The following is a 12,461-nucleotide window of genomic DNA, read 5'->3' on the forward strand; positions in this document are numbered from 1 at the left end:
AAAGGGATAGAGCGGAATGCCGATTCAACGTCATCGCATGCCGCTCTAGCTGGATTGCATGAGCGAAACACAGCCAGCAATTGCCAAGCGCAAGCGCGGCGCGAAGAAAACGCCACCGCGCTTCAGCCGCGAACAGGCGGATGTGCGCCGCGCCATGCTGATCGAAGCGGCGACCCGCTGCCTCTCTGTCGGTGGCATCGGCGCCTTCACCGTCGATCGCATCTGCAAAGAGGCTGGTGTTTCGCGCGGTCTGATCAACCATCATTTCGAAGGCCGCGACGGGCTGTTGGTCGAGGTCTACAAATCCTCGCTCTATGCCAGCGTCAACAACCAGATCGCCGAGGCCAAGCGCCGCCGCGCCGAAGCGTCGGACTGGCCGCCCGAGGCATCGCTGGCCGCCCTGGTACGCTCCAACTTCTCGCCGGAGTATTTCAGCCGCGAGAACCTTTTGATCTGGCTGTCGCTTTGGGGAGAGATCGCCGTCAATCCGCGCCTCAAGGCAGCGCATAGCGAGCTCTACGATGCCTACCGGGCGGAACTTGCCGAAGACATTGCCGCCGTCGCCATGACGCGGCGCAGGAATGTCGACGCGCCAGCGCTCGCGCGCAATTTCATCGCGCTGGTCGATGGGCTCTGGCTCGAATGGTGTCTCGACGAAAGCGTGGTGACGCCGCAGGCGGCGGAAGCCGCAGGCTTTGAAATTCTGGAAGCTCAGGTCGGGCCGCTGCGCGACGTCTAATTTAAAGGCGAGCCGCCTTCGCGCTTGCGGCGTTCCATGTAGTCGCGCAACGCTTCGTCGATGCCGGGATCGATCGGCGGCTGCTCATATTCAGCCACCATGCGCTTCCAGACAGCGTTGGCACGCTCGCGTGCGGTCACCTGGCCGCGCTCCATCCAGGTGTCGTAATTGTCCCAGTTGGAAACCAGCGGCGAATAGAACGCCCGCTCATAGCGCTGCATCGTGTGCGCCGCGCCGAAGAAATGGCCGGCCGGCCCGACCTCGCGCACCGCCTCCAGCGCCAGTGTGTCGATGTCGACCGCCGGCGGGTCGAAATAGGCGGACATCATCTGCAGCATCTCGGCGTCGATGACCAGTTTCTCGAACGATGCCGTCAGCCCCCCACCGAGCCAGCCTGCCGCATGCAGCACCAGGTTGGCGCCGCCCATCAGGCAGCCCCACAGCGACATGGCGCTTTCATAGGCCGCCTGGGCATCGACTGAATTGGCCGCGGTGACATTGCTGGACCTGAAAGGCACGCCGATCAGCCGGCAGAGCTGGCCGGTGATCTGCGCGGCCTGCGTGTATTCGGGCGTGCCGAAAGCCGGGGCGCCGGTCTTCATGTCGACATTGGACGTGAAGCCGCCATACATCACCGGCACGCCGGGGCGCACGATCTGGGTCAGCGTGATCCCGGCCAGCGCCTCCGCATGCTGCTGCGACAGCGCACCGGCGAGCGTCACCGGGCTCATCGCGCCGGCCAGCGTGAACGGCGTGATGACATTGACCTGGCCATGTTCGGCCAGCGTGATCAGCCCCTCGGCCATCGGTTCGTCGAGCTGCAGCGGTGAATTGGTGTTGATGATGCCGGTGAACACCGGCATCTCGCAGGCGAGCTCTTCGCGCGTCGTACCGAGCGAGATGGCCACCATTTCCAGCGCATCGATGGCGCGGCCGCGGCCGAGCGCCTGCGGCTGCCAGTTTTTGTCGAGCAAGGTGATCTCGGCATAATAGAGGTCGAGATGACGCGTGTTCTGGTGCAGGTCGAGCGGCTCGAACGGTCCGCCGCCCTCCTGATGCAGCACGTTGAACGACTGGATCAGCTTGAGATAATCGCACATCTCGGCATAGGTGCCAGGGCGGCGGCCGCGATCATTGTCCATGACATAGGCCGGCCCGCCGACCGACGACAGGATGCAGTGCCGGCCGCCGACCTTGACGTTCCTTTCCGGATTGCGGGCGCGCAGCTCGAACGATGACGGTGCCGTGGCAACGCGCTCCATGACCATGGCGCGGTCGAAACGCACGCGCATCTCGCCGTCGTCGACATCAGCGCCGGCGGCGCGGTAGAGCTGGCGCGCCTGCGGCTGCAGCACCCGCATGCCGATCTCTTCGAGGATGGTGAGACCCATCTCATGAATGGACTGGACCTGGTCGGCCGACAGCACCTCGATCGGCGTGTAAGGCCGTGTCAGCTGCTTCCACGGACGCTGCGCGATGCCGCCGATTTCACGCTGCGCGCGGCCGGGCCTGCGACGGGCTGTACTGCGTTCCATGGCTTGGCTCCAGTGACAAAGGACGGGCGCTCGCGCAGCGGGACGGTTGCCTCCGCCGGCAGGTCGAGATGGCGCGCGAATTTATGGCCCGCGTGGACTGCGTCGGCGATCGAGGCCGGCGCCAGGCAATCGCCGATCCGCGTGGTCGACGGGATGTCGCCGTGCGCGCCTGTTGCGGCGGAAAGCGCATCGAACAGCGTCGTTTCGGCGATGCGCCCGGTTACCAGCACCAGCGTCCCGAACTCGCGGCGCGTGATCCGGCCAGTATAGACGCAGGCGAATTCGGCAACGCCGCTCGCCGCCGAGGCCAGGTTATGGGACAGCAGCAGGTCGATATCGCGTTCCATCAGTTGCTTCTGGACGAAGAACTGCTCGTCGGTCATCTGCGTCCAGCTCGACAGCACCGGCAGCGGCGTGGCGATGGTCACAGTGTGGCCGGCAAGGCGAAGTTTTTCCGCCAGCGCGCCGCCCATGAAATAGTGTTCGTCGTCATAGACCAGCACTGGACCCTTCACTGCGGCGCCGTCGAAAATGTCGTCCGGTGTCAGGATCGACGCCGACGCCGCCATCGGTACCGGCATTTCAACGCTGGCGCCGATGCCGTCACGGCGCCAGGAACTGCCGGTCGCCAGCACGACATGGTCGACGCCGAGCGACAGCACGTCCTCGGCGCCGAGCCGACTGCCGGGATAGATTTCGACCGACGGCTGTTTGCCCAGCATGTGCAGGCGGTGATCGCGCACCCGCGCCCATGCGGCCAGCCCGGGCAGCGTCGCCTCGCGCGAAACGCGGCCGCCGAGCGTGTTGCCTGCCTCTGCCAACATCACGCCATAACCGCGCCGGCCAAGCGTCAGTGCGCATTCGAGCCCGGCCGGGCCTGCCCCGACCACCAGCACGCGCGCCTGCGAACCCCTGCCGGCGATCCGTTCGGGATGCCAGCCGCGCCGCCATTCCTCCCCGATCGTCGGGTTCTGCGTGCAGCGCAACGGCACGCTTTCATTGTTGGCCGCACGGCAGATATTGCAGCCGATGCACTCGCGGATTTCGTCCTCGCGGCCCTCCAGGATCTTCTTCGGCAGGAACGGATCGGCAATCGACGGACGGGCGGCGCCGATGAAATCCTGTATGCCGCGCCGGATCTGGCCTGCCATCGTATCCGGCGATGTGAAGCGTCCGACACTGACCACCGGTTTGGTCGTCACGCGCTTGACGAAGCCGACATGGTCCTCCTGGAAACCTTCGGGGCTGAAGCGCGACGATTTAGAGTCATTGCCGAGCGAGCCGGCAACATTGACATCCCAGAGGTCGGGCAGTTCGGCCAGCATCTCGACGACCTCACGGCCTTCGCCCTCAGATGTGATGCCATGCGGGCCGTGCAGCTCATCGACCGCCAGCCGCACCGCCACCGCGCAGGTGTCGCCGACGGCATCCTTGGTATCCTCGATCATTTCGCGCAGCAGGCGTACGCGGTTCTCGAGCGCACCGCCATATTCGTCGGTGCGGCGGTTGGTGCGCCGCGACAGGAACTGGAACGGCAGATAGTCATGCCCTGCATAACAATAGACGATGTCGAACCCCGCCCGCCGCGCCCGGATCGCCGCTTCGCGCTGCCAGCGGCGAAAATCGGCGATGTCCTGCCGGTCCATGGCACGCGCGCCACCGGGCTGAACGAATTTCGCTGACTGCGCCGACGGCGCGAGCAATTGCTCGCGCGTCAGCCGATTGTTGGTATGGGCGCCGCCATGCCACAGCTCGATCGCCGCCAGGCTGCCATGGGCGTGGATGGCATCGGCGGTGCGCGCCAGGTCGCGGACATCGTCCTCGTCCCACAACGTGAGAAAGCCGAACGGCGAATCGTCGGAACTCGGATGGATCGAGCAATATTCGGTAGAGACCACACCCCAGCCGCCTTCGGCCTTGATGCCGCGCAAGGCCGCGCCGCTTAAGGGCTTCTGATGACCCATGCCGGTCGCGTGCGGCGTCTGGTAGAACCGGTTCGGCGCGGTGACCGGGCCGATCCTGACCGGTTCAAAGAGGATTTCGTAGCGGGGATTGCAGTGCATCAGGGGTTCACGAATATGCTTATTGAACGATCGTACAACAAGCATATTCGCGCGATTGACGAAACGCAATGCCCTGCGGGAAGAGCGCGCCATTTCAGGTCCATGAGGAAGCTGGGGGCGCCTGGGAGTTTCGAGCCGATGCCAAGAGGCGCTTTGCGCTTACCCTTCTAGCCTGTGTTCCAGGCACGTCGGCCGTGCGCTGCTGGCTGTCACCGGGTGAGGCGGCTCCGGCGGGATAATCGTCCTGCTACCGTCCGATCTGAACGATTGCAAAGAGCCAGGCGAGGATGTTCATCAGCAGGAAAATCAGTGCGATCTGCAACGCAACGCGAAGCCGTTGGATAATCCGCCAATTGTCCGCCATGTCCGCTTTGATCCGAAGGGCAAGCGCGCGATGCATGGCCGACATGGTCGTCGCTCTGTCTCCGTCGACATATTGGCTGAGCAGTTCCTCGGGATCGAAGCGGAATGTGTATTTGTGGTAGGGCCAGAGCAGGAAGACAACCAGGGCGCCGATGCAGAATAGCAAGGCAACCGCAAGCCAATCCCAGGGACCGAGGCCGTCCGCCAAAGCCCGGCCGCCGAGCAGCGAACTCGCAAATGCGGTCGCGAAGATCAGACTTCCTGCGCGTGTGTTCATATTCTCCACGAGAGCCTGTTGTTGCGTCAGTCCTCTGATTGCTTCCTGAAAGATGAACGCGACACGGGGATCATCACCGCTGTCGTCACGTGCAGCACCCTGCATCTGTCCTCCCTCACTCGGGTTTTCGGCCATGACGAACTCCTTCCGCCGCGTAGAAAACTCTGTTCGAAGCAGCCGCCACGTCCTCTGATGAGCGGCGGCATCGCATGCATAAATAAAGCATGTTCCCCAAAAGGGAGAATCGGGTCCGAGGGTAGACAATCCGGTGGGTACGAAGACCTGAACCGCTGCCGACGTTTTTAACGAATCCGCCTCGCTCGTCGTCGCTGGCAAGAACGGGCAGGAGCGTTGGAACGCCCCGCGCGGTGGATACGTTTTACTCTCCCCAGCACCGGAAGCTGGCCATCCGCAGCCAGGTGCTTCAACGCGAAACGTAGCGATCCCGGAGGTGCAGCAGCATGTCTACCTCATCGATGCAGCAGGCAATGAAGCGCAAACCCTGGCCCGGAGAATCGGAGGACTACGCGCAGGCGCGGCGAAAGCTGCTGGCGGAAGAAATCGAACTGCAGCGGCATATCGACGACGTGGCCGAGCAACGTCGAAAGCTTCCGCCGGGCCCGGTTGTCGAGAAGGACTATCGATTCAAGGATGGGAACGGCACAGAGGTCGGTCTTGCCGACCTGTTCGGCGACAAGCAGACACTTGTCACTTATTTCTGGATGTATGGCCCGGAGCGGGAGCGGCCTTGTCCAATGTGCACCAACCTGCTCGGGCCCTTGAACGCAAACGCCAATGATCTGAAACAGCGCGTGGCGCTGGCCATTCTTGGGCGCAGCCCCGTGGAGCGGCAGGTTGCGTTCGCCAGGGAACGCGGCTGGCATCATCTCCAATTCCACCAGACGGTCGGAGACAGCTATGCTCTCGATTTCGGCGGCCTCGATCCGGCCAACGGTTGGGAATATCCGGTGATGGCGGTGTTTCAGAAGTCCGACGACGGCGTCAGACTGTTCTGGAAGGGTGAAATGACGGGCGAGATGGCCGACGCCGGCAAGGACCCGCGTGGGGGCCCGGATTTTGCGCCGTTATGGTCCGCACTTGACCTCACCCCTGAAGGACGCGGCGACAAATGGTATCCCAGGCTGGAGTATTACTGATCTGACGCACTCCGCCCCGCTGTCACGCGTGGAGTGACAACAAGGCGGCTTGTCGAACGCCAGCCACCTGTCCGTTCGCGGGACGATGGCTGGCGCCACCCCTTAACTCGCGATCTTGGTGTCACTCTGCTTGTAGCGGAACTTGACGTCGGTCAGGCCCGCAGCGTCCGACAGTTCGGCCGCGAGGATCTGCGCCGGCAGGATGTCGATGATGCCGCGCAGGATCAGGTTCTCGCTCGCCGGAACATGGATCACGGACAGCTTGCCTTTGTCCTGGACATCGGTCCTGGAAGTGACCAACGCCGCCGGGCACTCGATCGCATCGAGATTTTCGGCAAGCGGCAGCTCACGGCCATCGCCGAACAGAACAACGCCGGTTGCGGCATCCATCGATTCCATCGGCCCATGCAGATAATGGCGCGTCTCGTAGCCCGACGCGGGAAGCCGCGCGGCCTCGCGCAGCAGAAGTGAGGCACCATCCGCGGTTCCGATCGAGGCACCGGCGCCGACGCAATCGATCGCGCTACGATCTCTGAAAAGCCCGGCAAGGCGCGGCATCTTCTCGGCAGCGCGGCGCTGAACCTCGGCGGTCGTGCCTGGAAGAGCCGCCCAATCGGTGCCGCTGTCGCCATGGATGGCGTCGACTGCGAGGCCCGCGGCGAGAAGCGTGGCCGTATAGCCGGTGCTCGACGGTGTCGCGTCCGAACCGTTGTCGAGGCGGATGTGATGGGTAGCGGCCTTGGCCAGGGGGCTGTCCGGATCGTTGGTGATGGCGAGGCTTCTCGCCTTCGGCAGCTTCTGCAGGGCCTCGACGGTCTCGATGCTGCGGCCGCGATGCGACAGCGCAATCACCGTATCGGCAATGTCATAACCGGCCATCATCTCGCCGGAGCGCACAGCGAAGGCGCGTTGTCCTCGGCGCTGCAATTCCGCGGCCACGACGACGGCTGCCGCATAGCTCGCGCCGATGCCAGTGACGACGGTCAGGCCGGATGCCAGCGCCTTCAGATCCTTGGTGGCCAGTTCCGCCTTCGCGGCGATCAATGTGTCGCCAAGCGACTCGGATTGCCGCGCGACGGTGGAACGGTAACTCATCTCAATGTCCTTTCGTGCTTGATGTCTGCTGGGCGGCCAGCCTGTCGGCCAGAACCATCGCGCCTTCGACCGGCGCGCCCCGATGGAGATGCAGGGTGAGCGCCGGCCCGCCGATCGCCTCGACGCCCGCCCGGAATGCTTCCCACAGCCGCGGCTGCGATGCGATCACGCTTCCGCCAGCGACAACGGTGTCAGCTTTCGATCCGCGCAAGCGCAGGCGCGAAACCAGATCGGCCAGCGCGAACCCGCCCTCCCGGATCACCGTCTCGGCCGGCACAGAACCTTCGTCTGCGGCATCGAAGATGAGCGCGGCGTGCCGGCCGACCTCCTTGGCGCTGCCAAGACCGGCCAGCCGGCTGCCGATCCGCGCAGCCGAAGGAATCTCCAGCTCGTGGAAAAGGTGACGGACCAATGGATCGTCCGGCGACCCGCCGCGGTCGAGGTGCAGCGCGACCGTGCGGGCCGCCTCGCGCATCAGGCTTGCGGCACTGCCTTCGTCTCCAATGATCCAGCCCCAGCCGCCGGCGACGAGCATGTCGCCGTCATCGGTACGGCAGACCGCGATGGAACCGGTTCCGGAGACGACCCCGATCTGCCGTTCTAGTCCAAAGGCCGCCGGCATGAGTTCGGCATCATTGACCACCCGAACCGGAATGGGCGTTGCTGCCTTGAAGGCGGCCTCGAACGCCTCGCATTCGAGCTTGTCGTCGCAGCCATGCGCCCCGATGCCGATGGCAGCGACCGTCACGCCCTCGACGAAGCGCTCAACCAGTTCGGTGAGGCTATGCGCATCGCGCTGCCATTCCCGGCAGCGCCAGTCGCTGGTTTGCAGCACCAGATCGGCTTCTCGGCCATCGTGACGCAATCGCAGATGCGTCTTCGTCCCGCCGATATCGATCCCCACCACACTGGCTTGCGGAGCCAGTGCTTCCACCTGAGCAAAGGACATCGTGGTCAGTTCCCATCTGCGCGCAGGCGACGGCCGTCGGCATCGAACAACCGCACGCCCGCAGGGTCGAACGCGACGTTGCAATCGATCTGGCCACTGAAGCGTCCCTTGTCGCTGCGGATGATCATCGGGCTGCGTCCGGGCGTCTTGCCGTGGAGATAGGTGACGTCGCCGAGCTCCTCGGCAAAGCCGACGCTGACCGGCACCGTATCGGGACCACTTTCGCCGAGACGCGCATGTTCGGGGCGGATGCCAACCACCACCTCCTTGATGGATGGGTCGAAGCCGTCAAAGGCGAGCCGCAGGCTGCGGTCGCTGCCGCCGAGCTTGCCCAGGGTCACGTGGCCAGGCCCGGTCTCCAGAACCACCGCGTCCAGGAAGTTCATCTTGGGCGAACCGATGAAGCCGGCAACGAAACGGTTGTCGGGATCGTCATAGAGATCGAGCGGCCGGCCGAACTGCTGCACGATACCACCGTTCAACACGACGATGCGGTCGGCCAATGTCATCGCCTCGACCTGATCGTGCGTGACGTAGATCATCGTCGCGCCGAGACGACGATGAAGGTCGATCAGTTCGGCGCGCATGTTGACGCGCAATTCGGCGTCGAGGTTCGACAGCGGCTCGTCGAACAGGAAGACCTTCGGGTTGCGCACGATGGCGCGGCCGATGGCGACACGCTGCTTCTGGCCACCGGACAATTGCGCCGGGCGGCGGTCGAGCAGTTTTTCCAGGCGCAGGATCGCCGCCGCCTGGCTCACCTTCTCGCGGATGATGGCTTTCGGCTCGCCGGCCATCTTGAGCCCGAAGCCCATGTTCTCGGCGACCGTCATATGCGGGTAGAGCGCGTAGGACTGGAACACCATGGCGGTTCCCCGCCGGGCAGGATCGACGTCGTTGACGCGCTTGCCATCGATGGAGATGTCGCCGGAGGTCTCGATCTCCAGTCCGGTTATGGTGCGAAGAAGCGTCGACTTCCCACAGCCGGAAGGGCCGACGAAGACGACGAATTCGCCGGAGGCTATCTTTAGATTGATGTCGCGCAGGACCTCGACGGAGCCGAAGGACTTCGAGACGGATTTGATTTCGAGTTCAGCCATGATCTTTTTCTCTTGTCCTCAGCCCTTGGACCCCGACATGGCGATGCCTTCGACGATCTTGCGCTGGAAGATCAGGAAGAAGAGCAGCGGCGGCAGGACGGCCAGGAGGTTGGCCGTCATCACCACGTCGACGGTCTGGTGCGAGAAGGGCGCGTTGAAGAGGCCGACCACCTGGCCGACCGTGTAGATTTCGGGCTTTGGCGCCACGATCAGCGGCCAGGCGAAATTGCCCCATGTCTTCATGAAGGTCAGGATCGCCAGCGTCACCATCGCGTTGCGCGACAGCGGCAGCGCGATGTACCAGTAGATCTTGAAGTGACTGGCCCCGTCGAGCCGCGCCGCCTCGATCATCTCGCGCGGAAGGGTGCGCATGAACTGCACCAGCAGGAACAGGCCGAAGGCGGAGGCAAGGCCAGGCACCACGAGCCCCTGCATCGTGTTCAGCCAGCCCAGATCCGCAACCAGCAGATAGGTGGGTATGATGGTCACGACGGTCGGCACCATCAGCGACAGCATCACGAGGCCGAACAGGATGCGCTTGCCGGGAAAATCGAAGAGCGCAAATTCGAAGGCCGCCATCGAGCCGATCAACAGCATGCCCAGAATGGTCAGCAGCGCATAGGCAATCGTGACGAAATAGGCCCTGAGATAGGCTGTCTCGGTAAGGATGGTCTGTATCTTCGAAAGACCGGAACCCAACGAGGTCGGATAGAGCCGCGGATTGATCGAAACCGGCACTCCGGGATCGGCGAAGACCACATTGACCATCCACCAGATCGGGAACACTGCCACGATCGCCACGCAGATCGCGACCACCCATTTGAGGAAACGCCAAGTGTAGAGTTCCGCGACAATCGCGCGATTGGCCGCACTCATTTCGGTGTCCTCCAGGCGCGAAAGCCGAACATGAGCGCAGTGAACAGGATGATCACGAAGGTCAGGATGAAGCCGTAGGCGGTCGCCTCGCCGAAGCGGACGGCGCCGAATGCGCGCCCCATCATGTCCATCACCGGGAACATCAGCGCGCTGCGGCGCCCGCCATAGGCGGTGAAGGACGAGCCGGTGAGCAGCCACGGCACGTCGAAGACCTGGAGCGCGGAGATGAAGCCGTAGGTGACGACGAAGAACAGGACCGGCGCCAGCATTGGAATGGTGACGTAGCGCACCTGCTGCAGGCGGCTTGCGCCATCGAGCCGCGCGGCTTCGTAGAGATCTTGCGGAATGTTCTTCAGGCCGGCTAGCAGGATGACCATGTTGAAGCCGGCCGAGACCCAGACGTCCACCGCGATCAAGGCATAAAGCATGGTGCCGGTATCGTTCAGGAAATTGATGGACGGCACGCCGAACCAGCCGAGGATCATGTTCACCAGGCCGAAATTGGGGGCATACATCCAGCGCCAGATCGTCGCTGCCAGGAAGGCCGGAAGGACAACGGGCAGGAAGAAGGCGCTGCGGAAAAAGTTAGCCCAGAAGCCGGTGAAACTGTCAACCAGAAGCGCCAGCGCGAGCGCCACGGCAATACCAAGCGGAACCGTGATGACGATGTAGATACAGAGGTTCGTCATGGCGCGCGCGAAGTCGCGCGACTGCAGGACCGCCTCGTAATTGGCCAGGCCGATGAAGCGCGGCTCGGTCGCAGCGTTCCACTCATGGAAGCTGTAATAGAAGCCGCTGATGATCGGATAGAGAAAGAAGGCCGCGAACAGCAGGGCGAACGGTAGCACCATCGCGTAATGCGGCAGAAGTCGTCTGGCATTCATGGCGTGTCCAGCTTTTTCGAAGGTGGGAGGGCGCGGATCCAACAGCTCCGCGCCCTCTGTCATGCCTTACTTGGCAAGACAGTCGTTCAGCTCGGCGATCAGTTCCTTGGCGCCCTCCGCGGCGTCGTACTCGCCATCGGCAACGGCCGAAGCCGTATCGGTCATGATCGAGCGGTAGCAGTTCGGCACCGTGCCGACGAAATAGGGCGGCGTGACATCCATGGCCTGCTTCACCGCCTCGACGGACTTCACGATCAGCGGCAGGGCGCTGACTTCCGGATCCTGCATGGCCGCCGCATTGGCGTTGTAGCGCGACAGGAGCTTCGCCCAGCGCGCCATCTGCTTCTTCTCGGTGATGTAAGCCGCGAACTTCCAGGCGATCTCGCGGTTCTTGCCCGGCGCGACGCCAACGAACTCATAGCTCTTGACGCCTCCATGATCGCCAGCCTTGCCGCCCGGCACCAGTACGTAGTCGTATTTCAGTCCCGACTCCTTGGCCGCTTGCTCGTAGCTCGGATTGACCCATGGGCCGACGACATGGAACGCGAGCTGGTTGGTGATGAACAGGTCCTTGGTGCCCTGGTCATTGCGGCTGGTTCCGCTTTGCAGCGGCTTCATGTCGATGAAGGTCTGCAGAGCGCGTGTCGCCGCTTCGGGCTGGATCAGCGTCTGCTTCCTGTCGAAGTCGATGCCCCACTGTGCCTTGTCGCCGGCCACGGCAAACATGGAGGCCACGGAGTTGAACACCTGGGTCTGGTCCGGAATGGCGGATTTGCCGCTTTCCTTGACCTTCTTCATCTGCTGCAGCCATTCCTCCCAGGTCGCCGGAGGCGTGGCGGTATCGATACCGGCGGCTTCAAGGACCGTGAGGTTGCGGTACATGATCTCGCCGAAGCCGGTATAGGGGATGCAATACATCGTCTCGGGTTTCGGCGAGCAGCTCTTGACCGCGTCGGCGTCGAACTGATCGCGGAACTCCTGCGGCATCGCCATCCACTCGGGATAGATGTTGGCGAGCGCGCCGACCTCGACGAGCTGCGCACCGACATTCAGGCCGTTCATGAAGACATCCGGCAGCGTTCCGGAAGCTGCCCCGGCAATCTGGCCCGAGGTCAGGTCATCGTCTCCACGGCCCGAGATCACGATCTTCACGCCCGGATTTGCGGCCTCGAATTCGGCGATGAACTCCTGCTGGAGTTTCAATGCGTCGCCCTGCGCGAAATCGGAATAGACCCAATACTGCAATTCCTGCGCCGAAACGGCGCCGGTGCCGATCAGGGTTGCCGTGGCCGCCATGAGCGCCCGGCACATTGATGAGATCATTTCTTTCACTCCCGGTTGAACAACCCTCAGGGCCGGTCCTCGCACCGGCTCATTATTATGTTAGGCAGCCTAACAAAATTTTCGGGATGCGCAACAGGAA

General features: G+C 63.4%; 11 protein-coding genes. 2 read left to right on the plus strand and 9 right to left on the minus strand.

Annotated features, from left to right (window positions below; translation table 11 throughout):
- The first annotated feature begins 58 nt into the window (after positions 1–58).
- Positions 59–739 carry a TetR family transcriptional regulator C-terminal domain-containing protein gene (locus AO692_RS18995; RefSeq protein WP_054311619.1) on the plus strand — a complete coding sequence of 227 codons (681 nt, stop codon included), beginning with the start codon at positions 59–61 and terminating at the stop codon, positions 737–739.
- Here AO692_RS18995 and AO692_RS19000 read toward each other — a convergent pair.
- From AO692_RS19000 to AO692_RS19010, 3 genes are all read right to left on the minus strand, one after another.
- Complete coding sequence (locus AO692_RS19000) at positions 736–2,274, minus strand: trimethylamine methyltransferase family protein (RefSeq protein ID WP_054311620.1); 1,539 nt, start codon at positions 2,272–2,274, stop codon at positions 736–738. The two genes, AO692_RS18995 and AO692_RS19000, sit on opposite strands and share 4 nt — an antisense overlap.
- Positions 2,190–4,337, minus strand: a complete 2,148-nt coding sequence (locus AO692_RS19005; RefSeq protein ID WP_082407447.1) for an FAD-dependent oxidoreductase — start codon at positions 4,335–4,337, stop codon at positions 2,190–2,192. Before AO692_RS19005 ends, AO692_RS19000 begins: the two co-directional genes overlap by 85 nt.
- Positions 4,338–4,584: 247 nt before the next feature.
- The gene (locus AO692_RS19010; RefSeq protein WP_244483411.1) at positions 4,585–5,313 is read right to left on the minus strand and encodes a hypothetical protein; all 729 of its coding nucleotides are present in this window, start codon (positions 5,311–5,313) and stop codon (positions 4,585–4,587) included.
- A 125-nt stretch (positions 5,314–5,438) separates the two neighbouring features.
- Between AO692_RS19010 and AO692_RS19015 the strand changes: the two genes are divergently transcribed.
- Positions 5,439–6,134 (plus strand): DUF899 family protein, encoded by a 696-nt coding sequence (locus tag AO692_RS19015; RefSeq protein ID WP_054311622.1) that lies wholly within the window; start codon positions 5,439–5,441, stop codon positions 6,132–6,134.
- 102 nt (positions 6,135–6,236) lie between these two features.
- Here the strand turns inward: AO692_RS19015 and AO692_RS19020 are convergent, their stop codons facing one another.
- From AO692_RS19020 to AO692_RS19045, 6 genes are all read right to left on the minus strand, one after another.
- A complete protein-coding gene (locus AO692_RS19020) occupies positions 6,237–7,229 on the minus strand; it encodes an SIS domain-containing protein (protein WP_054311623.1) in 993 nt (330 codons plus the stop codon).
- A gap of 1 nt (position 7,230) precedes the next feature.
- Positions 7,231–8,178, minus strand: a complete 948-nt coding sequence (locus tag AO692_RS19025) for a BadF/BadG/BcrA/BcrD ATPase family protein (protein WP_054311624.1) — start codon at positions 8,176–8,178, stop codon at positions 7,231–7,233.
- 5 nt (positions 8,179–8,183) lie between these two features.
- Positions 8,184–9,278 (minus strand): sn-glycerol-3-phosphate ABC transporter ATP-binding protein UgpC, encoded by a 1,095-nt coding sequence (ugpC, locus tag AO692_RS19030; RefSeq protein ID WP_054311625.1) that lies wholly within the window; start codon positions 9,276–9,278, stop codon positions 8,184–8,186.
- 18 nt (positions 9,279–9,296) lie between these two features.
- Complete coding sequence (locus tag AO692_RS19035) at positions 9,297–10,154, minus strand: carbohydrate ABC transporter permease (protein WP_054311626.1); 858 nt, start codon at positions 10,152–10,154, stop codon at positions 9,297–9,299.
- Positions 10,151–11,038 (minus strand): sugar ABC transporter permease, encoded by an 888-nt coding sequence (locus AO692_RS19040; protein WP_054311671.1) that lies wholly within the window; start codon positions 11,036–11,038, stop codon positions 10,151–10,153. The genes AO692_RS19035 and AO692_RS19040 overlap by 4 nt, the downstream gene beginning before the upstream one ends.
- A gap of 66 nt (positions 11,039–11,104) precedes the next feature.
- Complete coding sequence (locus tag AO692_RS19045; protein WP_054311627.1) at positions 11,105–12,361, minus strand: extracellular solute-binding protein; 1,257 nt, start codon at positions 12,359–12,361, stop codon at positions 11,105–11,107.
- Between the last annotated feature and the right edge of the window lie 100 nt (positions 12,362–12,461).

Origin of the sequence: Mesorhizobium sp. 1M-11 (assembly GCF_001303895.1) — a bacterium.
In the GTDB taxonomy this organism is placed as follows: Bacteria; Pseudomonadota; Alphaproteobacteria; order Rhizobiales; family Rhizobiaceae; genus Mesorhizobium.

What these genes read in the sequence shown, in the direction of transcription:
- AO692_RS18995 (WP_054311619.1), top strand. Translation starts at nt 59, where the DNA reads ATGAGCGAAACACAGCCAGCAATTGCCAAGCGCAAGCGCGGCGCGAAG.
- AO692_RS19025 (WP_054311624.1), bottom strand. Translation starts at nt 8,178, where the DNA reads ATGTCCTTTGCTCAGGTGGAAGCACTGGCTCCGCAAGCCAGTGTGGTG.
- AO692_RS19040 (WP_054311671.1), bottom strand. Translation starts at nt 11,038, where the DNA reads ATGAATGCCAGACGACTTCTGCCGCATTACGCGATGGTGCTACCGTTC.
- AO692_RS19045 (WP_054311627.1), bottom strand. Translation starts at nt 12,361, where the DNA reads ATGATCTCATCAATGTGCCGGGCGCTCATGGCGGCCACGGCAACCCTG.
- AO692_RS19000 (WP_054311620.1), bottom strand. Translation starts at nt 2,274, where the DNA reads ATGGAACGCAGTACAGCCCGTCGCAGGCCCGGCCGCGCGCAGCGTGAA.
- AO692_RS19035 (WP_054311626.1), bottom strand. Translation starts at nt 10,154, where the DNA reads ATGAGTGCGGCCAATCGCGCGATTGTCGCGGAACTCTACACTTGGCGT.
- AO692_RS19020 (WP_054311623.1), bottom strand. Translation starts at nt 7,229, where the DNA reads ATGAGTTACCGTTCCACCGTCGCGCGGCAATCCGAGTCGCTTGGCGAC.
- AO692_RS19005 (WP_082407447.1), bottom strand. Translation starts at nt 4,337, where the DNA reads ATGCACTGCAATCCCCGCTACGAAATCCTCTTTGAACCGGTCAGGATC.
- ugpC (WP_054311625.1), bottom strand. Translation starts at nt 9,278, where the DNA reads ATGGCTGAACTCGAAATCAAATCCGTCTCGAAGTCCTTCGGCTCCGTC.
- AO692_RS19015 (WP_054311622.1), top strand. Translation starts at nt 5,439, where the DNA reads ATGTCTACCTCATCGATGCAGCAGGCAATGAAGCGCAAACCCTGGCCC.